Source organism: Rhodococcus sp. NS-SX18 (assembly GCF_057367935.1).
The window spans coordinates 806,457-824,632 of sequence record NZ_CM170633.1 but is presented as its reverse complement, the minus strand read 5'-3'; the positions used below and the strand labels follow the sequence as shown (position 1 = coordinate 824,632).

Below are 18,176 nucleotides of genomic sequence, written 5' to 3'. Positions count from 1 at the left end.
AGGAACAACCATGGCCGCGGACGCCACCACCGAGAACGACATTCCGGACGAGGAACTCGAACCCGTCGCGGACGAGACAGCCCGCCAGGCGCAGCGTGTCGTCGCTGCCTACGCGGAGGATGCGGACGAGTGCCGCATGCTGCTGTCCATGCTCGGCATCGGCCCGAACCCGAAGATGGACTGATCGGACACCGCCGGACAGGGACAGTCGGACAAGGACAGGGGGCACCACGTGGTTGCAGCTGAGGAGTCGACGCGCGCAGGTGGTTCGGACTTCGTCGTCGTCGCGAACCGCCTGCCCGTCGACCTCGAGCGTCTTGCGGACGGCTCGACCCGGTGGAAGCGCAGCCCGGGTGGCCTCGTCACCGCGCTCGAGCCGATCCTGCGCAGCAACCGCGGAGCGTGGGTCGGCTGGGCCGGTGTCGCCGACGCCGAACTCGACCCCATCGTCCAGGACGGCCTCGAGCTGTATCCGGTCCCGCTGAGCGCGCAGGAGATCGCCGACTACTACGAGGGCTTCTCCAACGCGACGCTGTGGCCGCTGTACCACGACGTGATCGTCCGGCCGGAGTACCGGCGCGAGTGGTGGAACACCTACGTCGAGGTCAACCGCCGGTTCGCGGAGGAGACCGCGAAGGCTGCCGCCGAGGGCGCGACGGTGTGGGTGCAGGACTACCAGCTGCAGCTGGTGCCGAAGATGCTGCGGATGCTGCGCCCGGACCTGACCATCGGCTTCTTCCTGCACATTCCGTTCCCGCCGGTGGAACTGTTCATGCAGATGCCGTGGCGGACCGAGATCGTCGAGGGTCTGCTCGGCGCCGACCTGATCGGCTTCCACCTGCCCGGCGGCGCCCAGAACTTCCTGTACCTGGCGCGCCGGCTGGCCGGTCACCAGACCTCCCGCGGCACCGTGGGCGTGCGCTCGAAACTCGGGGTGGTGCAGGTGGGGTTCCGGGCGGTGCGCGTCGGGGCGTTCCCCATCTCCATTGACTCCGGGCAGCTCGACGAGCAGGCCCGCCGCAAGCCGATCCGCGACCGCGCCAAGCAGATCCGCAAGGAACTCGGCAATCCGAAGCACATCATGCTCGGCGTCGACCGGCTCGACTACACCAAGGGCATCGACGTCCGCCTCGACGCACTGCTCGAGCTGATCGCCGAGGGGCGCGTGGATCCGGCTGAGACGGTGATGGTGCAGCTCGCCACCCCCAGCCGGGAACGCGTCGAGTCGTACGTGCAGATGCGCGGCGCCATCGAGAAGACGGTCAGCCGGATCAACGGCGAGTACGCCGAGGTGGGCCGGCCCGTGGTGCACTACATCCACCGGCCCATTCCGCGGGACGAACTGATCGCGTTCTTCGTCGCGGCCGACGTCATGCTGGTGACACCGCTGCGCGACGGCATGAACCTCGTCGCCAAGGAGTACGTGGCGTGTCGCAGCGACCTCGGCGGCGCCCTCGTCCTGAGTGAATTCACCGGGGCCGCAGCCGAACTGCGCCAGGCCTTCCTGTGCAATCCGCACGACCTCGAGGACGTCAAGGACAAGATGGAGGCGGCCCTGAACCAGCCGCGCGAGGACGGCCGGCGGCACATGCGGGCACTGCGCCGGCAGGTCCTCGCCCACGACGTGGACCGGTGGGCCCGGTCCTTCCTCGACGCGCTCGCCCATCAGGGCGCGGCCGGTCCGGCGCTGATCGCGCCGGCGGAGGTCGGCGAGCCCGAGTGACGAGCACACCGGACCGCGAGGACTACGGTTCCCCACCGTCGCCGGAGCGCATCGAGGCGGCGCCGGCCGACGTCCCGGCGCAACGCACGCCTACCGGTTCCCTCGACGTGCTGCTCGTCGAGGACGACGCCGGGGACGAGCTGATCATTCGGGAATCGTTCGAGGCCAACGAGATCGGCAGCACCCTGCACGTGGTGCGGGACGGCGCGGAGGCCCTCGACTTCCTGCACCGGCGGGGGGACCACGCCGACGCCGTGCGGCCCGCGCTGGTGCTGCTCGATCTGAACCTGCCGAAGTACGACGGGTGGCAGGTGCTCGAGGCGGTCAAGGCCGATCCCGACCTGGCATCCATCCCGGTCGTCGTGCTGACGACGTCCACCGCCGAGGAGGACGTCGTGCGCAGTTACCGGCTTCGGGCCAATGCCTACGTCTCCAAGTCGGTGGACTTCGACAGGTTCGTTGCCACCGTGCGGCAGATCGACCGGTTCTTCGTGCACATGGTGCGCCTGCCCGGTCGCTGATCCGGCTCACACCGGCGTCAGGCGGCTCACCAGCCACCGGCCGTCGTGTTTCTCGAGTTCGACACGCACACGACTGCCGCTGCTGACCGCTTCGGGATTGACGGAACTGGTGGTGATCTGGTTGAGGAACAACAAGGTTACCGCCCGGTCGGCCTCGGCCGACACGACCGACGACGCCTGCACACTCACCTGAACGGTGATCGACTTCTCCTTTGCGCCGGGCGCGATGACGTTCTTCATCAGGTTGGTGTACTCGTCCCGGAAGTCGCCGGTGAGCCCGTCGGCGGCCGCGGCGACCTGCTCGTCGACCGTGCCGTGGTCGTACGCGAGCATCGCGACGGCCTGCTCCTCGGCGGCCTGCAGGGCCTCGGTCCGGGCGGCCTCGGCACCGTCGCGCTCGACCTTGTCGTACACGCCGAATCCGACGAGGCCGGCGAGCACGATCGCCGCGGCGGTGAGGGTCGCGAGCAGCAGCCGTCGCCGACCTCCTGCGGAGCGGGGCGGTGCCGGCGCGTTCTCCGCGGCGTCCACACGCGTGGTGTCGTCGGTCCGGGTCACGGCGTCGTCCTTCGAATTCTCGGTCACGGTACGAAGTCCACCTTCGAGGCGAGCAACCGGCCGTTCTCGTCGCAGATCGTCACCCGCAGCCGGAAGTCGCGCGGTTCGGGTTCGGTCTGTTCCGCGTTGCTGACCATCGAGCGCGCGGCGACGAGCGAGGACATGCAGGCGCCGTCCTCGGTCTGGATGCCGGCCTCGATGACCTCCCCGGTGGTGTCGACGTTCGCCTTGGTCACCACGTCGACGAAAGGCCCCTCGCGGCCTTCGAATTCGGCTTTGAAGTCACCGGTCGCCCCGTCGAGCAGGCGCTGCACGTCCGCCGCCGCGCTCTGCGGGTGGATGGTGGTCAGGTTCAGCACGGTCTGCCGCGCGGCCTGCAGGTACGCCGCCCGCCGGGCGTCGTGGTCGTGGTCGGCTCTCGCGTCGAGCCACAGCCATACCCCGGCGCCCACCAGGGCGAGGACGATCACGGCCGCGATCGCGGGCAGCACCCGGCCCGGCCGGGTGGGTGCGGTCTCCGCCGTCGACGTCGGGGTGGTCTGTTCGTCTGCCATCAGCCTTGCTGCGCCTTCATGTACGTCTCCAAACTGGTCTCGGGGCCGGTGTCGACGCTGCGGTACACCGTACCGTCGGGACCGATGTACGTCCCTGTCGCCGGGTCGATGCCCCGCGCCGTGACCCCGGCGGATGCGGCCGGGTTCGTGCCGGTTGCATGGGAGGCCGGGACCGGCACGTCGCCCTCCGACTGCACGGGCGTCGGCGCGCCCCGCCACGGATTGTCGAGGTACTCGGGCTGGTACCCGTTGCGGCACGCCTCCGGCGTGGGTCCGCGCCGGCCCGGGAACTCCATGCACGGCAGGTTGCGCGCGCCCCGCACGGCGTTCGGATCCGACTGCGGGAGCTTGCAGTACACATCACCGGGGGTGTCCACCATCGTGGTGTCCGCAGGGCTGCGCCACTGCTCGGGCGGCAGGAAGCCGGACAGGCACGGCGGCGGATCGTGCAGCTGCAGGTGGAAGTCGACCACCGCGCCGTCCTCTGCCGGTCCGCTGCCGGCCGCGGTGATCAGGGCCGTGGTCATCGGCGGGTACAGCACCAGGACCTGTTCGATACCGGCGTTGTAGATCACCCCGACCTCCCCGATGCTGACCAGGTTGGCCAGCAGCAGCGGCAGCGTCGGCCGCAGGTCCTGCAGCAGCTGTTCGGCTTCGGCCGCGGCGCCCGGTCCCTTCGCGAGTACCGACCGCAGGTCGGTATCGGCGGCCCGTAGCCCGTCGGTGAACGTCAGCATGTCCCGGGTCCAGGACCGGATCGCGTCGCTGGTGACGACCTGGGTGTCGAGGAGTGGACCGAGTTGATCGAGCAGTACCTTTGTCTCCTCGCTGCCCGCATTCGCCTCCTGCACGAACAGGCGGGTCGAGTCGATCAGGCGCTGCAGGTCCGGTCCCGAACCGTTGAACGCGTCGAACGACTCGTCGACGACGGTGCGCAGCCGAGTGTCGCTGATGCTGGCGAGCAGGACGTCGGCCTGGTCGAGCAGTTCACCCACCTCCTGCGGCACCGACGTGCGGTCGGCGGGGATCACATCGCCGTCCGACAGGTACTCCCCACTCGAACCGTTCTGCGGCGGAACGAAGTCCACGTACTGCTCGCCGACGGCGGACACGCTGCGCACCGCCGCGTCGACATCGGCGGGGATCGCGCGGTCACTGTCGATCGACAGGATCGCCTCCACCCCGGTGGGCGAGAGCTGCACCTTGTCGACCACCCCGACGGTGTTGCCGCGGTAGGTGACGTTCGCGTGCGGGTAGAGGCCGCCGGTGGACGTCAGCTCCACGATCACCGTGTACCGGCCGACGCCGAACAGCTGCGGGAGCTTGACGTACTGCAGCGACATCACCAGCAGCCCGACCACCGTGAGCACCGCGAAGATCGCGAGCTGGATCCGGACGAACTTCGAGAGCATCACGGCGCCGGCACCTCCAGCGGGGGCAGCCCCGGAATGGTGATCTCACCCAGGCCGGGGACCGACAGGGTCCCGGCCGGGCCGGGTGCGGGTTGAGCGGCCGGCTGCTCGAGCGGGGCCTGGAACGGGTCCGCGGACTGGGCCGCCAGCCCGGCGTCCTGGCCGAGGATGCCTTCCGGTCCGGCGAGGCGCCCGGCGAGCGGCGTGCCGGTGAGGAAGTTCAGGTCCAGCCGTTCGAGGGTGAGGTCGATGGTCATGGCGAGGTTCGTGTAGTCGCCCCGGATGATCTGGTCGAGGCCGGCCTGCGGGAACGGATAGGTCAACAGCACGCCGAGCACCTCGGTCAGTGCGTTGCCGGAGTCGGCGAGCGCCCGCAGTGTCGGAGCCAGCGCCTGCAGGTTGGTCTGCAGGTCCTCGCCGCTGTTCTCGACGAGCCGGCTGGCCACGGTGCTCATCTCACCGAGCGAGGTGAGCGCGGTGGTCAGGTCCTGGCGCTGGTCGACGAGCACGTTCAGCGCGGCCGGCATCTCGTCGAGGGCGCGGACGAGGGTGGCGTTCTGCGCGTCGACCGTCCATGCCAGGCGGTCGATGCCCTCCATCGCGGCGATGATGTCGTCGCGCTGCCGGTCGAGGGTCCCGACGAGTTCGTCGAGCCGCGGCAGCAGGTTCCGGATCGAATCCTCCCGCCCGTTCAGCGCCGCGTTCAGTTCGGTGGTGATGTCGTCGATCTGTGCGAGTCCACCGCCGTTGAGGACCACCGACAGCGACGACAGCGTCTGCTCGGTGGTCGGGTACACCCCGGCCCGCTCGAGCGGAATCAGGTCGCCGTCCTCGAGGCGGCCCTGCGGAGGCTCGTCCGCCGGCGCCCCCAGTTCGAGGTGCTGGGAGCCGAGCAGGCTGGTCTGCCCGATTTTCGCCGTCGCGTTCGCCGGGAGTGCGACGTCGCCGTCGAGGGCCACCGTCACGAGGGCGTGCCAGTCCTCGACCTCGATCCTGGTGACGCTGCCGACCTGGACGTCGTCCACCCGCACCGGCGAATTCTGCGTCAGGGTGGTCACGTTCGGCATCTGGATCCGCACCTGGTAGGCGTCCTCGCCGTGCCCGGCGGTGCCGGGAAGGGGAAGGGAGTTCAGGCCCTCCCACTCGCATCCGGTCAGTGTCAGGGCCGCCACGACCACCGTCGCGGCGGCGGCGCAGCGCCGCGCCGGGCGGGAGTGCCGGATTCGGGTGCTCATCGTCCTCCTCCCGGCTGCAGAAGCGCACCGAGGTCGGGGGGAACCGTCACGGTGGGCAGGCCGGGCAGCGGCCCGGCCGGCGGCGCGGCGTCCGCGGGCGCGGTACCCCGCCCCGCAGCCGCGGCTTCCGCCTCGAGACCCGGTTCGGTGTACTGGATCTGGTCGGGGAACGCCTCCACCGCGGCGATGGGGTTGGTCATGACCGGCAGGTAGTTCATCGCCAGCGACTGGAGCACCGGTCCGAGCTGCTGGCGGCACAGTTCCGCGCTGCGGTCGGAGGTGGCGTTCGCCGCCGCGGCCACGGACCCGCACATGAACTCGACGGGATTGGCGAGGTTGCTGATCGCCAGCGCACCGGTGAGCGAGCCCTGTGCGGGCTTGTAGATGTCGTAGAAGTTCGCCAGCGACGTCGGTCCGGAGTGCAGGACCCGTTCGATCTCGGGTCGCTTGCGGGCGAGGACCTCGGTGGCGTCGGCGAGGCGCTGCACCGACTCGGTCAGCGCAACCCGGTGGTCCTGCACGAACCGTTGCACGTCACCGACCGCGAGATCGAGATCCGCAAGCGAAGTGCCGAGCTGGCCCGAGCTCTCGGCGAGGACGTCCGAGACCGAGGCGAGCCGGCCACCGAGCTGCACGATCTGGTCGTTGCTGGTCGAGAGCACCGACACGAACGCCTGCAGGTTCCGGACGGTGCCGAACAGGTCGGTGCGCCCCTCCGACAGGGTGTGCATCGTGTCGGACAGTTCGCGCAGCGTGGCGCGGACGGTCAGGCCGTTGCCGTCGAGGTTGTCGGCGGCGGTGTCGATGAAACGGCCGAGCGAGCCCTGGGGGTCGAGCCCCTGGGGGCCGAGCGCCTCGGACAGGCGCATCAGTTCCGTCTTGATCTGGTCCCATTCGACCGGCGAGGCGGTGCGCTCGACCGGGATCGTCGCGTCGTCGGCGAGCTGCGGTCCCCCCGAGTACACCGGGGTCAGCTGCACGAAACGCGCGGACACGAGGCTCTGCGCGATGATCACCGCCTTGGCGTCGGCCGGGATGTCGACGGAGTCGTCGACCTGCATCTGCACGCGCACCAGGTCGTCGCCCGGCTCGATGCGGGTGATCCTGCCGACGCTCACGCCCAGCACCCGCACGTCGTCGCCCTCGTACAGGCCGCTCGTGGAGACGAATTCGGCGTTGACGGTGCGCTTGCCCCAGCCGGGCACCACGGCGAACGCGACGAGGGCCAGGGCCACCACTGCGACACCGGCGATCACCGGCAGCAGCACGCGGCGGCGCTTCCCGGACCGGTCCTCCGGGGCTTCGAGGGTATCGGTGCTCATTCGCCATCCTTCGTGATCGACGGCGGGTTCTTCGGGATGATGTCCTGCAGGTCCTGCTGCAGCAGTTCGGGGGCGACCATGCTGTCCACCAGAGCCTTCCACCACGGCGCGGGCAGGACGTTCGAGACGTACGCGTTGAAGAACGGACCGCTCGCGACGGACTCGCCGAGCGCGCTGATGTACGGGCCGAGCCCGTCCAGGGCGCCGGCGATGTTCTCCTTGTTCGCCTGCAGGTTGGCGGTCACCGCGTTGAGCTTGTCCAGGGTGGGAGCCATCTGCGCCTGGTTCTCCTGCACCAGGGCGGACAGCTGCCGCGAGACCGCGGAGATGTTCGCGATCAGCTCGGTGATCGCGTCGCGCCGCAGGCTCAGCTCCCCGAAGAGGGCGTTGGCGTCCACCACGAGCGCGTTGATCCGGTCGCTGCGTTCGGCGAGGATCCCGGTCACCGATTCGGCGCGGGCCAGCAGGTCCTCGAGCGACTCGTCGCGTGCGTTGACGGACTGGGACAGCCTGGTCATGCCCTCGAGCGCCCCCCGCAGCTCGGGCGGGGTGTCCTGCAGCGAATCCGACAGCGCATCGAGCGAGGCGTCGATCTGTTCGGTGTCGAGATCGGACACCGTGGTCGTGAGGTCGCCGAGGGCGTCGGTGAGCGAGTACGGGGAGTCGGTGCGTGTCGACGGGATCGGTTCGCGCGGGTCCAGCGTCCCCGAACCGTAGGGTTGCACGGCGAGGGACTTGCGGCCGAGCACCGTGTTCGTCTTGATGTCGGCGCCGGTGTCCTCGCCGAGGGCGATGCCGTCGCGAACGGTGAAGGCGACGAGCACCTGCCGGTCGTCGAGACGGACGTCGGTGACCTCGCCGACGTCGACGCCGGCGAGTGTGACGGTGTCGCCGGGCACGAGACCGCCGGCGTCGGCGAAGTACGCCGAGTAGGTCAGGCCCCCGGAGAGGAACTGCAACTGGTCGTACTGCAGGCCCGCGAGCACCGTCGCGGCGGCGACGGACAGGCCGACGATGCCGACCTGCACGGGATTGCGTTCACGGATCGGACTCATTCGATCTTCGCGCACCTTCCGGTCGTCTGCTCGGCCGACGTGAAACGGATGGTGGTCCCGTCCGGTCCCGAGAACTTGAACGTGTTGGCACACAGGAAGAACTGGAAGAAGTTGCCGTACGCCCCCACCCGGATGAGCTTCTTGTAGTCGTTCGGCAGCCGTTCGAGTGTCCGGTTGATGTCGCCGCGCCCGAGGTCGAGCTGCGTCATGGTGCGGTTGGTCTCGGCGATCACCGACTGCAGGTCCGGCCGGTTGCTCTGCAGCAGCGACGCGAGATCACCGGTGCCGGCCGCGATCCGCGGGATGGCGGTGCCGATCGGATCGCGGTCCTGCGCGAGCCCGCTCACCAGGGTCTGCAACCGGTCGACGGTCTCGGTGAACTGCTGGTCGTTCTCGTCGATGGTGGCGAGGACCGCGTTGAGATTATCGATGACGTCGCCGATCAGCCGGTCCCGGTCGGCGAGGGAGTTCGTGAAGGAGTTCGTGTTGCCCAGCAACGACACCAGGGTGCCGCCCTGACCCTGGAAGACCTGGAGCAGCGCGCCGGACAGGTCGTTGACCTGCTGCGCGTCGAGGCCCTGCAACAGCGGCTTGAATCCGCCGAGCAGCAGGTCGAGGTCGAGCGCCGGTTCCGTCTGCGACACCGGGATCGTGCCGCCGTCCGGCAGCGTCTCACTGGTCCCCGGCCCCTCGAGCAGTTCGAGATAGCGGTCGCCCACGAGGTTTTCGTACCGCACCGTGGCCTTGGTGCTCACCAGCAGCGTGTGCTCGGCGTCGACGTCGAACGACACCTCGGCCTGATTGTCTCGCCCGACGTCGACGCTGTCGACCGACCCGACGGGCACCCCCGCAATGCGGACCTTGTCACCGGCCTGCAGTCCGGACACGTCGGTGAACGTCGCGTGATAGGTCTGCGTGCCGGTGAATCGCACCTGGCTGAACACGATCGCCAGCGCCGCGAAGATCAGCACCATCACGACGGTGAAGGCGAGGAACTTGACCGTGGTGGGCCTCACCGGATCACCTCGCCTTCGTGTGCCGCCCGGTCCGTCCGCATCTGCGCCTGCGGCATCTCACTCTCCTCCCGGGATCATGTCGCCGAACAGGAAACCGAAGATCGTCGGGTACCGCACCCACGTCTCGGTGTTCGGGTGGTACGGCACGGGATGGGTGTCGGCGACGACGAAGGGGGCGTGGCCGTCGCGTTTGGGATCGAAGTTCGGCAGCCCGTGGCAGTTCGGCCCGCCCGACGCTCCCACCACCGGCAGGTCCTTCTCATGGTCGTACATGGTGGCGCCGCCCAGGAAGTTCGTGCTCAGCATCAGTGCCGGGTACTTTCCGGTGCCGGCCATGGGCTCGAACGCGATTCGCGCGTCGTTGAGCCCGACGATGAAGCACGGCAGCTCGGGCGAGTACTCGGCGAGCAGCGTCGTGGTCTCCGTCAGCAGATCCAGCGCGGAGGTCAGTTGCGTCTCGTTCTCGCCGAGGACGTCGCGCCCGGTGTTCGCCAGGCCGGTGACGTTCATCAGCATCAGGTCCAGGTTGGCCTGCTCGTCGACCACGGTGTTGCCGATCGAAGTGGCGTTGTCGAGCAGGTTCATCACGTCCGGTGCGACGTCGGCGTACAGGTTGGTGACGTCGGCAGCCACGGCGATGTCGTACTGCAGTTGCGGCAGCGAGGGATTCATCGTCGCGAGATAGTCCTCGGCCTCGACGAGGGTGGCGCCGAGGGTGTCGCCGCGACCGTCCAGGGCCTCGGAGATCGCCCCCAGTGTGGCGCTGAGCTTCTCCGGCTGGATCTGCGCGAGCACGTCGGACAGGTGCTGGAAGACGGTGTTGAACTCGACGGTGACGTTCTCGGCCGCGATGATCGCGCCCTCCTGGAGCGGCACCGGCGACGGGTCGTCCGGCACGATCAGGTTCACGAACTTCGCCCCGAACACGGTGGTGGACTCGATGGCCACGCGCACATTGGACGGCACCAGGTGCAGCTGGCCGGGATCCATCGCGAGCTGCAGCAGCGCACCGTCGGGGGTGTGCTCCACGGACCGGACCCGGCCCACCTCGACTCCCCGCAGCTTGACCTTCGCGTCGGGTTCCATCACCAGGCCGGACCGTGCCGAGGTGACCGTGACCGGGGTGGTGGCGGTGAAGGCACCGGCGAACATCAGCAGCGCCAGCACGACGGCGACGGTGAGGCCCCCGACGAGACCGAGGGCCGCGAGTTTCTTCTTCCAGGAGGGTGTGTCCATGCGCCTATCCCGACAGGTTGAAGTTGCCGGTCGCTCCGTACACCGCGAGCGAAATGAGCAGGGTCACGGTCACCACGGCGATCAGGGAGGCCCGCACCGCGTTGCCCACGGCGACGCCGACGCCGACCGGGCCGCCGCCGGCGTTGAATCCGTAGTAGGTGTGGATCAGCATGACCGCGATCGCCATGACGATGGCCTGCACGAACGACCACAGGATGTCGGTGGGGATGAGGAACGTGTCGAAGTAGTGGTCGTACACGCCCGCGGACTGGCCGTAGAGCACCACGGTGGCGAAGCGGCTGGCGACGAACGAGGCGATCACGGCCAGCGAGTACAGCGGGACGATCGCGATCATGCCCGCCAGCACGCGGGTGCTCACGAGATACGGGATCGACGGGATCGCCATGACCTCGAGCGCGTCGATCTCCTCCGAGACCCGCATGGCGCCGAGCTGGGCGGTCGAGCCGGCGCCGATGGTGGCGGCCAGGCCGATGCCCGCGATGGTGGGTGCCGCGATGCGGACGTTGATGAAGGCGGCGAAGAAGCCCGTGAGGGCTTCGACACCGATGTTGCCGAGGGAGCTGAAGCCCTGTACGGCGATGATCCCGCCGGTGAACAGGGTCAGGAAGCCGACAATGACGACTGTGCCGCCGATCACGGCGAGCGCCCCGGTGCCCATGCTGATCTCGGCGATCAGCCGGACCGTCTCCTTCGGGTAGTGCAGCAGCGCCCGCGGGGTGTAGCCGAGCGCCTTGCCGAAGAAGAGCGCCTGTTCGCCGAGCCGGTCCACGGAGTCGGAGGCCCGGGCGATGCGGCGCCGCGCGCGGGGGAAGCGCCAGGAGATCACTGCCATCTACATCACCGCCGTGCCGGTCACCCGCCCGTCAGCTTGATGCCGACGGCGGTGACGAGGAGGTTGACCACGAACAATGCCATGAAGGCGAACACGACCGTCTGGTTGACCGCGTCGCCGACACTCTTGGCGCCGCCCTTGACGTTGAGGCCGAGATAGGCGGCGACGAGACCGGCGATCATGCCGAACAGCCCGGCCTTGACCTGGGAGATCATGAGTTCGCCGAAGCCGGTGAGCAGGGTGATGCCGTTGACGAAGGCACCGGGGTTCACGTCCTGGAGGAAGACGGAGAACGCGAAGCCCCCGAGGATGCCGATGGAGCACACCAGCCCGTTGAGCAGCAGCGCGACGACGGTGGAGGCGAGGACCCGGGGTACCACGAGGCGGTGGATCGGGTTGATGCCGAGCACGCGCATCGCGTCGATCTCCTCTCGGATGGTGCGGGCGGCGAGGTCCGCGCAGATGGCCGTGGCCCCGGCACCGGCGACGATGAGCACGGTGACCATCGGACCCACCTGGGTGACGGCACCGAGCGCGGCGCCGGCGCCGCTGAGATCCGCGGCACCGATCTCGCGCAGCAGGATGTTGAGGGTGAAGCTGACCAGGACGGTGAACGGCACCGCGACGAGGACCGTCGGGACGAGGGACACCCGTGCGACGAACCAGGCCTGATCGACGAACTCGCGTCGCTGGAAGGGCCGGGAGAACACCGCCCGGGCGGTCTCACCGGTCATCGCGAAGAATCCGCCCACCGCGCGGAGCGGGACCTCGAGGAGGTCTACCACCGTCTCCTCCTCCGTTGGTTCGCTCGCCGGCCGCGGCCGACGAGAGGTCAGCTTGTGACCCGCGTCATATTAACTAGAACGTGTTCATGTGTCAAAGACCGTCGCGACACGGCATCGTCCACGCGGCGGGAACCGTGGCGCGCCGGCCTCGTCGCGACGCTCACCCCGAGTCGAAATCGGTCCGCCAACTGGGAAGATACCGAGACGGACATCCCCACTCGGCACCCGCCCACAACGCCCGACCGCGACCGGCCGCGCGCCGAACCGGCGCCTCACGCAGGATTTCGAAGACCGGAAACTAGAACAGGTACTACCAGTGTTTGCGCGCCCAGAACCGCGGTCGGCACACCCGGCGACGTCGCCGGGCGGGGCACCCCCCGGGTCGAGCCCGACACTAACCGGATCGGTCCGGGACGGCGCGATATTACCGAGGACACCGTTGCGTGTCACTTCGGGTATCACCTAGCGGGATCTCAGAGAGCGAGGGCTTGCGCGGCCGAGAAGGTGCGGGCGGGATCCCGGTTGTCGAAGTACCCCCCGACGCGGTCGGCGAGGGCCTCCGGGGTCCAGCGGACGTCCGCGTCGAACCGCTCCTCGACGACGGGCGCGGCCATCAGCGCGACCATCGGGCCGTAGACGACGAAGACCTGGCCGTTGATCCGGTCCGCCGCGGGAGATGCCAGGTAGGCGACCAGCGCCGAGACGTGCTCGGGCGCCAGCGGATCCACCTCGCCCTCGGGCGCAGCACCGAAGACGCCCTCCGTCATCGCGGTGCGGGCCCGCGGGCAGATGGCATTGGCCCGCACCCCGTATCGGGACAGACCCCGCGCTGCGGAGAGGGTGAGTGCGGTGATCCCGGCCTTGGCGGCGCCGTAGTTGGCCTGCCCCTCGGGACCGAGCAGGCCGGCCTCGGAGGACGTGTTGACGATCCGGCCGTAGACGGGTCCGCCGGCCTTCTTGGACTCGCCACGCCAGTACGCCGCCGCGTTGCGGCACAGCAGGAAGTGACCGCGCAGATGGACGGCGATCACCGCGTCCCAGTCCTCGTCGGACATGTTGAACAGCATGCGGTCCCGCACGATGCCGGCATTGTTGACGACGATGTCGAGCCGACCGAAGCGGTCCCGGGCCGTCGCGAGCAGAGCATCGGCCGTGGCACGTTCGGCGACGCTGCCGGCCACGAAGGCCGCGTCGGCGCCGAGGTCTCGGATCTCGGCGAGGGTGTCCTCGACGGCGTCCGTCGCCGCGAGATCGTTGACGACCACCGCGGCACCGGCCCGGGCCAGCGCGACGGCCTCCGCGCGTCCGAGTCCGGCACCGGCTCCGGTGACGACGGCAACCCTGCCCTCGAGACTCACGCCGCCGTTGTCCGCCGCACCGTTTCCCGCGGGGCCGAGACCGTTGCCGGTTGCACTCATCGACGCGTTCTCCCTAGCGATATCGGGCGACCGCCCGGCCGCCGCGTTCCTGGCCGCCGCGGATTCCGGCGACCACCAGAAATGTAGAACGTGTTCTCGTTTCTGACAAGCGGCCTCGTCAGGCCTCGCTCAGTGCCGCGCGGGGGCACTGCGCGATCGCCGTGCGCACGTTCTCCTCCTGCTCCGGCGCAATGGGACGCGTGACGATCAGTTCGTCGTCGTCGTTCAAGTCGAAGACCTCGGGCGCAATCCCTACGCACACGCCGTTCGCCTCGCAACGATCGAAGTCGACCTTGACCTCCATGAACAGACCTCGCTTCTCGCTCGCCCACTCGATCCGGCGCCGGTCGCGCGGGCTGACGCGACGGCTCGAAATCCAGGCTAGAACGCGTTTCAGTTCTGTGCAATGATTCGGGAACATCGCCGAGCCGGTCGCGGTCCTCGGCCGTCGACCAGCTGCCTACCCGACGAACGGAGCGGTTCGTGGACATCGCGTACACCCCGCAGCAAGAGGAACTCCGCGCGCAGTTGCGCGCCTACTTCGCCGACCTGATGACACCCGAACGGCGGGAGGCGCTCGCCGCGACGACGGGCGAGTACGGTGCCGGCAACGTGTACCGGGAGGTCGTCCAGCAGATGGGCAAGGACGGCTGGCTCACCCTCGGCTGGCCGGAGGAGTACGGCGGCCAGAACCGTTCGGCGATGGACCAGCTCATCTTCACCGACGAGGCCGCCATCGCCGGCGCTCCCGTCCCGTTCCTCACCATCAACTCGGTCGCGCCGACGATCATGCACTTCGGCACACCCGAGCAGAAGGAGTCCTTCCTGCCGAAGATCTCCGCCGGCGAGCTGCACTTCTCCATCGGCTACTCCGAACCCGAGGCGGGCACGGATCTCGCGTCGCTGCGCACCACCGCCGTCCGCGACGGCGACGAGTGGGTGATCAACGGCCAGAAGATGTGGACGAGCCTGATCGCCTACGCCGACTACGTGTGGCTCGCGTGCCGCACCGATCCGGCCGCGCGCAAGCACAAGGGCATCAGCGTCCTCATCGTGCCCACCACTGCCGAGGGGTTCTCCTACACCCCCGTGCACACCATGGCCGGCCCCGACACCAGCGCCACCTACTACCAGGACGTGCGCGTCCCGGCCTCCGCGCTCGTCGGCGAAGAGAACGGCGGCTGGGCGCTGATCACCAACCAGCTCAACCACGAACGCGTCGCACTCACGTCCGCGGGCCCGATCCTCACCGCGCTGCAGGAAGTGCGCGAGTGGGCGCAGCACACCCGTCTGCCCGACGGCCGCCGCGTCCTCGATCAGGAATGGGTACGGATCAACCTGGCCCGCGTCCACGCCCAGGCCGAGTACCTGAAACTGATGAACTGGGAGATCGCCTCCGGCGCCGCGCCGCTCGGGCCCGCCCCGGCGTCGGCGAACAAGGTGTTCGGCACCGAGTTCGCAACCGAGGCGTACCGGCTGCTGATGGAGATCCTCGGACCGTCGGCCACGCTGCGGCAGAACTCGCCGGGCGTGCTGTTGCGGGGCCGGCTCGAGCGGATGCATCGCAGTTCCCTCATCCTCACCTTCGGCGGCGGCACCAACGAGGTCCAGCGCGACATCATCGCGATGACGGCCCTCGGCCTGCCGCCCGCCAAACGCTGACACTCCCCCGGAAGGACCAAGGCCGTGGATTTCACCCTCACCGAGGCGCAGCAGGACCTCGCCGGGCTCACCCGCCGCATCGTCACCGACATCGCCACCAACGACCATCTGCGCCGACTCGACGCCGCCGAGGACCGCATCGACCACACCCTGTGGGACGCGCTCGCCTCGTCGGGCATCCTCGGCGCGGCCCTGCCCGAATCCGTCGGCGGGGACGGCTTCGGGCCGCTCGAACAGACGAGCATCCTCACCGAACTCGGCCGCGGTGTCGCCGCCGTCCCCTACCTGTCCTCGATCGTCGTGTCCGCCGCCGCCGTCGCCGAGTTCGGCAGCGACGCACAGCGTCACGACTGGGGCGAACCCGCCGCCACGGGCGAGCAGATCCTCACCGCAGCCCTCGAGGAGGAACTGAACGACGACCCCACGTCGCCGACCACGACGGCACGTCGCACCGACGGGGGCTGGACCGTCGACGGCACCAAGATCCTCGTCGATGCGGCCCCTGCGGCGGACCTCTTCCTCGTGCCGGTGGCGACCTCGGACGGCGTCACCGTGCTCCTCGTGCGCCCCGACGATCCCGGGGTGAACGTGACCCGTCAGTACGACACGGGCCGGGGTTGTCTCGGGACGCTGACCCTGGCCGCGGCCGTCGTCCCCGGCGACCGCGTGCTCGGCACCGACGGCCGCGCGATCACGGCGTGGCTGCGCGATCGCGGACTTCTCGGTTCGGCCGCATACCAGTACGGGGTGCTCGACCGGGCGCTCGAGCTCACCGCGCAGTACGCGCGCGAGCGGGTGCAGTTTGATCGGCCGATCGGCAGCTTCCAGGCGGTGGCCCAGCGACTCGCCGACGCGTACATCGACGTCAAGGGGGCCCGGCTCACCCTGTGGCAGGCAGCCTTCCGCGCCGACGCCGGGCTGCCCGACACCGGGGAACTGCGCACCGCCGCGTTCTGGGCCGCCGAAGCCGGGCACCGCGTCGCGCACACGCTCGTCCACGTCCACGGCGGCGTGGGCCTGGACGAGGACCATCCCGTGCACCGCTACTTCCTGGCCGCCAAGCACCACGAATTCCACCTCGGCTCGGCCACCGCACAGTTGCGGGCCCTGGGCGCGTCCCTCGCGGAAACGCCCGCGTGACAGTCCCGACCAGCGGAACCGGCACCTCGGCCGGCACGCCGAGACGCCAGGATGCCCCCATGACCGACGCACTCACGGTGACCGCCCTCCTCGAGCGGCTCGCCACCGTCGACGACCGGGGCCTGCAGTTCGAGAACACGTCGCTGACGTGGCGCCGGCACGTGCAGGCCGGCCGGGACCGGGCCGCGCTGCTGCACCAACTGCTCGACCCGCGCCGACCCCGGCACTTCGGGATCCTCATGGACAACGTGCCGGAGTTCTCGCTGCTGCTCGGCGCCGCGGCACTGTCCGGGTCGGTGGTGGTCGGGCTGAACACCACCCGCCGCGGGCAGGCCCTGGCCCGCGACATCGCGCTCGCGGACTGCCAGGTGGTGTTCACCGAGACCGCGAACGCGCGACTGCTCGACGGACTCGACCTCGGCGGGGTGCGGGTCATCGACGTCGACTCCGCCGAGTGGTCCGCGCTGCTCGCCCCGCACACCGGTGCCACCGTCGAACCACCGCCGGTCGATCCGACCGACCTGTTCATGCTGATCTTCACCTCCGGCACCAGCGGCGACCCGAAGGCCGTGTGCTGCACCCACGAGAAGATCACCGGGCCGGGCGTGATGCTCGCCGAGCGGTTCGGTCTCGGCGCCGACGACGTCGTGTACGTGTCGATGCCGATGTTCCACTCCAACGCGATGATGGCCGGCTGGGCGGTGGCGCTGGCGGCCGGGTCCGGGATCGCCCTGCGGCGCAGGTTCTCCGCCTCCGGTTTCCTGCCGGACGTACGCCGCTTCGGGGTCACCTACGCCAACTACGTGGGAAAGCCGTTGTCCTACATCGTCGCCACTCCGGAGGAACCCGGCGAGGCGGACAACCCGCTGCGCATCATGTACGGCAACGAGGGCACGGCCCCCGCGATCGCCGCGTTCCGGCGACGGTTCGGCGCGACGGTCGTCGACGGGTTCGGCTCCACCGAGGGCGGCATCTCGATCTCCGCGGCGCCCGACGCCCCGCCCGGAGCGCTGGGCCGACTGCCCGAGGGCGTGCAGATTCTCGACCCGGACACCGGATCCCCCTGCCCGGTGGCCGAGTTCGACGCCGCCGGCCGCGTCCTCAACGCCGACGTCGCGACCGGCGAACTCGTCAACGTCACCGGGTCCGGGCTGTTCGCAGGCTATTACAAGAACTCTGAAGCCGATGCCGAGCGGATGCGCGACGGCCGGTACCACAGCGGCGATCTCGGTTATGTCGACGCCGAGGGCTTCGTCTACTTCGCCGGTCGCAGTTCCGGATGGATGCGCGTCGACGGTGAGAACGTCGCCGCCGCTCCGATCGAGCGGGCCCTGCTCCGCTACCCGGGCTTCGCGCAGGTCTCGGTCTACGCGGTCCCGGATGCGGACGTGGGCGATCGGGTGATGGCCGCCGTCATCCCCACCGCGACCGACGAGTTCGATCCGGTCGCGTTCGCGGACTTCCTCGACGCGCAGCCCGATCTCGGCCCCAAACAGCTGCCCACGCTGATCCGGGTGTGCTCCGACTTCCCGCGCACGGCCACCTTCAAGGTGCTCACCCGCACGCTCAGCGCCGAACGGTGGAACTGCGCCGACCCGGTGTGGGTTCGGTCGCGCGGTGAGCGCGACTTCTCACTGCTGACACCCGACCTCGTCAGCGGTGTGTCCTTTGGGCGGTCCTGACCGC

The 18,176-nt window shown here is 69.5% G+C and carries 18 protein-coding genes; 6 read left to right on the top strand and 12 right to left on the bottom strand.

Annotated features, from left to right (window positions below):
* Positions 1 to 10: 10 nt before the first annotated feature.
* The 3 genes from AC2IPW_RS03830 to AC2IPW_RS03820 are packed head-to-tail and all read left to right on the top strand — an operon-like array spanning position 11 to position 2,244.
* The gene (locus AC2IPW_RS03830) at positions 11 to 184 is read left to right on the top strand and encodes a hypothetical protein (RefSeq protein ID WP_003939603.1); all 174 of its coding nucleotides are present in this window, start codon (positions 11 to 13) and stop codon (positions 182 to 184) included.
* Positions 185 to 232: 48 nt separating this feature from the next.
* Positions 233 to 1,723: an alpha,alpha-trehalose-phosphate synthase (UDP-forming) gene (locus AC2IPW_RS03825; RefSeq protein ID WP_140188288.1), complete on the top strand. Its 1,491-nt coding sequence runs from the start codon at positions 233 to 235 to the stop codon at positions 1,721 to 1,723.
* Positions 1,720 to 2,244, top strand: coding sequence for a response regulator (locus tag AC2IPW_RS03820; protein WP_152975344.1), 525 nt, complete (start codon positions 1,720 to 1,722; stop codon positions 2,242 to 2,244). The genes AC2IPW_RS03825 and AC2IPW_RS03820 overlap by 4 nt, the downstream gene beginning before the upstream one ends.
* 6 nt (positions 2,245 to 2,250) lie before the next feature.
* Here AC2IPW_RS03820 and AC2IPW_RS03815 read toward each other — a convergent pair whose 3' ends face one another.
* The 12 genes from AC2IPW_RS03815 to AC2IPW_RS03760 form a co-directional block, all read right to left on the bottom strand.
* Positions 2,251 to 2,829: a twin-arginine translocation pathway signal gene (locus AC2IPW_RS03815; RefSeq protein ID WP_416062678.1), complete on the bottom strand. Its 579-nt coding sequence runs from the start codon at positions 2,827 to 2,829 to the stop codon at positions 2,251 to 2,253.
* Positions 2,826 to 3,356 carry a hypothetical protein gene (locus AC2IPW_RS03810; RefSeq protein ID WP_054371599.1) on the bottom strand — a complete coding sequence of 177 codons (531 nt, stop codon included), beginning with the start codon at positions 3,354 to 3,356 and terminating at the stop codon, positions 2,826 to 2,828. Before AC2IPW_RS03810 ends, AC2IPW_RS03815 begins: the two co-directional genes overlap by 4 nt.
* On the bottom strand, positions 3,356 to 4,771 hold the full coding sequence (locus AC2IPW_RS03805) for an MCE family protein (protein WP_416062677.1): 1,416 nt from the start codon (positions 4,769 to 4,771) through the stop codon (positions 3,356 to 3,358). The genes AC2IPW_RS03810 and AC2IPW_RS03805 overlap by 1 nt, the downstream gene beginning before the upstream one ends.
* Entirely contained in the window at positions 4,768 to 6,003 is a 1,236-nt protein-coding gene (locus AC2IPW_RS03800; protein WP_486376333.1) for an MCE family protein, read from the bottom strand. The genes AC2IPW_RS03805 and AC2IPW_RS03800 overlap by 4 nt, the downstream gene beginning before the upstream one ends.
* A complete protein-coding gene (locus tag AC2IPW_RS03795; RefSeq protein WP_416062675.1) occupies positions 6,000 to 7,325 on the bottom strand; it encodes an MCE family protein in 1,326 nt (441 codons plus the stop codon). The genes AC2IPW_RS03800 and AC2IPW_RS03795 overlap by 4 nt, the downstream gene beginning before the upstream one ends.
* Positions 7,322 to 8,380, bottom strand: coding sequence for an MCE family protein (locus tag AC2IPW_RS03790; protein WP_486376332.1), 1,059 nt, complete (start codon positions 8,378 to 8,380; stop codon positions 7,322 to 7,324). The genes AC2IPW_RS03795 and AC2IPW_RS03790 overlap by 4 nt, the downstream gene beginning before the upstream one ends.
* On the bottom strand, positions 8,377 to 9,396 hold the full coding sequence (locus AC2IPW_RS03785; protein ID WP_416062673.1) for an MCE family protein: 1,020 nt from the start codon (positions 9,394 to 9,396) through the stop codon (positions 8,377 to 8,379). The genes AC2IPW_RS03790 and AC2IPW_RS03785 overlap by 4 nt, the downstream gene beginning before the upstream one ends.
* Before the next feature lie 57 nt (positions 9,397 to 9,453).
* A complete protein-coding gene (locus AC2IPW_RS03780) occupies positions 9,454 to 10,632 on the bottom strand; it encodes an MCE family protein (RefSeq protein WP_486376331.1) in 1,179 nt (392 codons plus the stop codon).
* Positions 10,633 to 10,636: 4 nt separating this feature from the next.
* Positions 10,637 to 11,485, bottom strand: coding sequence for an MlaE family ABC transporter permease (locus tag AC2IPW_RS03775; protein ID WP_040784616.1), 849 nt, complete (start codon positions 11,483 to 11,485; stop codon positions 10,637 to 10,639).
* A 20-nt stretch (positions 11,486 to 11,505) separates the two neighbouring features.
* Positions 11,506 to 12,270, bottom strand: coding sequence for an MlaE family ABC transporter permease (locus AC2IPW_RS03770; RefSeq protein WP_003939591.1), 765 nt, complete (start codon positions 12,268 to 12,270; stop codon positions 11,506 to 11,508).
* Positions 12,271 to 12,743: 473 nt separating this feature from the next.
* Positions 12,744 to 13,688, bottom strand: coding sequence for a 3-oxoacyl-ACP reductase (locus AC2IPW_RS03765; protein ID WP_416062672.1), 945 nt, complete (start codon positions 13,686 to 13,688; stop codon positions 12,744 to 12,746).
* A gap of 118 nt (positions 13,689 to 13,806) precedes the next feature.
* Positions 13,807 to 13,992, bottom strand: a complete 186-nt coding sequence (locus tag AC2IPW_RS03760) for a ferredoxin (protein ID WP_054371605.1) — start codon at positions 13,990 to 13,992, stop codon at positions 13,807 to 13,809.
* A 179-nt stretch (positions 13,993 to 14,171) separates the two neighbouring features.
* On the opposite strand from AC2IPW_RS03760, the gene AC2IPW_RS03755 reads away from it, so the two are divergent.
* Genes AC2IPW_RS03755 through AC2IPW_RS03745 form a run of 3 tightly spaced genes read left to right on the top strand, consistent with a single transcriptional unit; the run spans position 14,172 to position 18,172 of the window.
* Entirely contained in the window at positions 14,172 to 15,350 is a 1,179-nt protein-coding gene (locus AC2IPW_RS03755) for an acyl-CoA dehydrogenase family protein (RefSeq protein ID WP_486376330.1), read from the top strand.
* Positions 15,351 to 15,374: 24 nt separating this feature from the next.
* Positions 15,375 to 16,490, top strand: a complete 1,116-nt coding sequence (locus AC2IPW_RS03750; protein ID WP_486376329.1) for an acyl-CoA dehydrogenase family protein — start codon at positions 15,375 to 15,377, stop codon at positions 16,488 to 16,490.
* A 59-nt stretch (positions 16,491 to 16,549) separates the two neighbouring features.
* On the top strand, positions 16,550 to 18,172 hold the full coding sequence (locus tag AC2IPW_RS03745; RefSeq protein WP_486376328.1) for a long-chain-fatty-acid--CoA ligase: 1,623 nt from the start codon (positions 16,550 to 16,552) through the stop codon (positions 18,170 to 18,172).
* Positions 18,173 to 18,176: the final 4 nt, after the last annotated feature.

Coding starts and splice junctions, on each gene's coding strand:
- AC2IPW_RS03830 (WP_003939603.1), top strand. CDS start 11: ATGGCCGCGGACGCCACCACCGAGAACGACATTCCGGACGAGGAACTC.
- AC2IPW_RS03810 (WP_054371599.1), bottom strand. CDS start 3,356: ATGGCAGACGAACAGACCACCCCGACGTCGACGGCGGAGACCGCACCC.
- AC2IPW_RS03800 (WP_486376333.1), bottom strand. CDS start 6,003: ATGAGCACCCGAATCCGGCACTCCCGCCCGGCGCGGCGCTGCGCCGCC.
- AC2IPW_RS03795 (WP_416062675.1), bottom strand. CDS start 7,325: ATGAGCACCGATACCCTCGAAGCCCCGGAGGACCGGTCCGGGAAGCGC.
- AC2IPW_RS03790 (WP_486376332.1), bottom strand. CDS start 8,380: ATGAGTCCGATCCGTGAACGCAATCCCGTGCAGGTCGGCATCGTCGGC.
- AC2IPW_RS03780 (WP_486376331.1), bottom strand. CDS start 10,632: ATGGACACACCCTCCTGGAAGAAGAAACTCGCGGCCCTCGGTCTCGTC.
- AC2IPW_RS03775 (WP_040784616.1), bottom strand. CDS start 11,485: ATGGCAGTGATCTCCTGGCGCTTCCCCCGCGCGCGGCGCCGCATCGCC.
- AC2IPW_RS03765 (WP_416062672.1), bottom strand. CDS start 13,688: ATGAGTGCAACCGGCAACGGTCTCGGCCCCGCGGGAAACGGTGCGGCG.
- AC2IPW_RS03760 (WP_054371605.1), bottom strand. CDS start 13,992: ATGGAGGTCAAGGTCGACTTCGATCGTTGCGAGGCGAACGGCGTGTGC.
- AC2IPW_RS03745 (WP_486376328.1), top strand. CDS start 16,550: ATGACCGACGCACTCACGGTGACCGCCCTCCTCGAGCGGCTCGCCACC.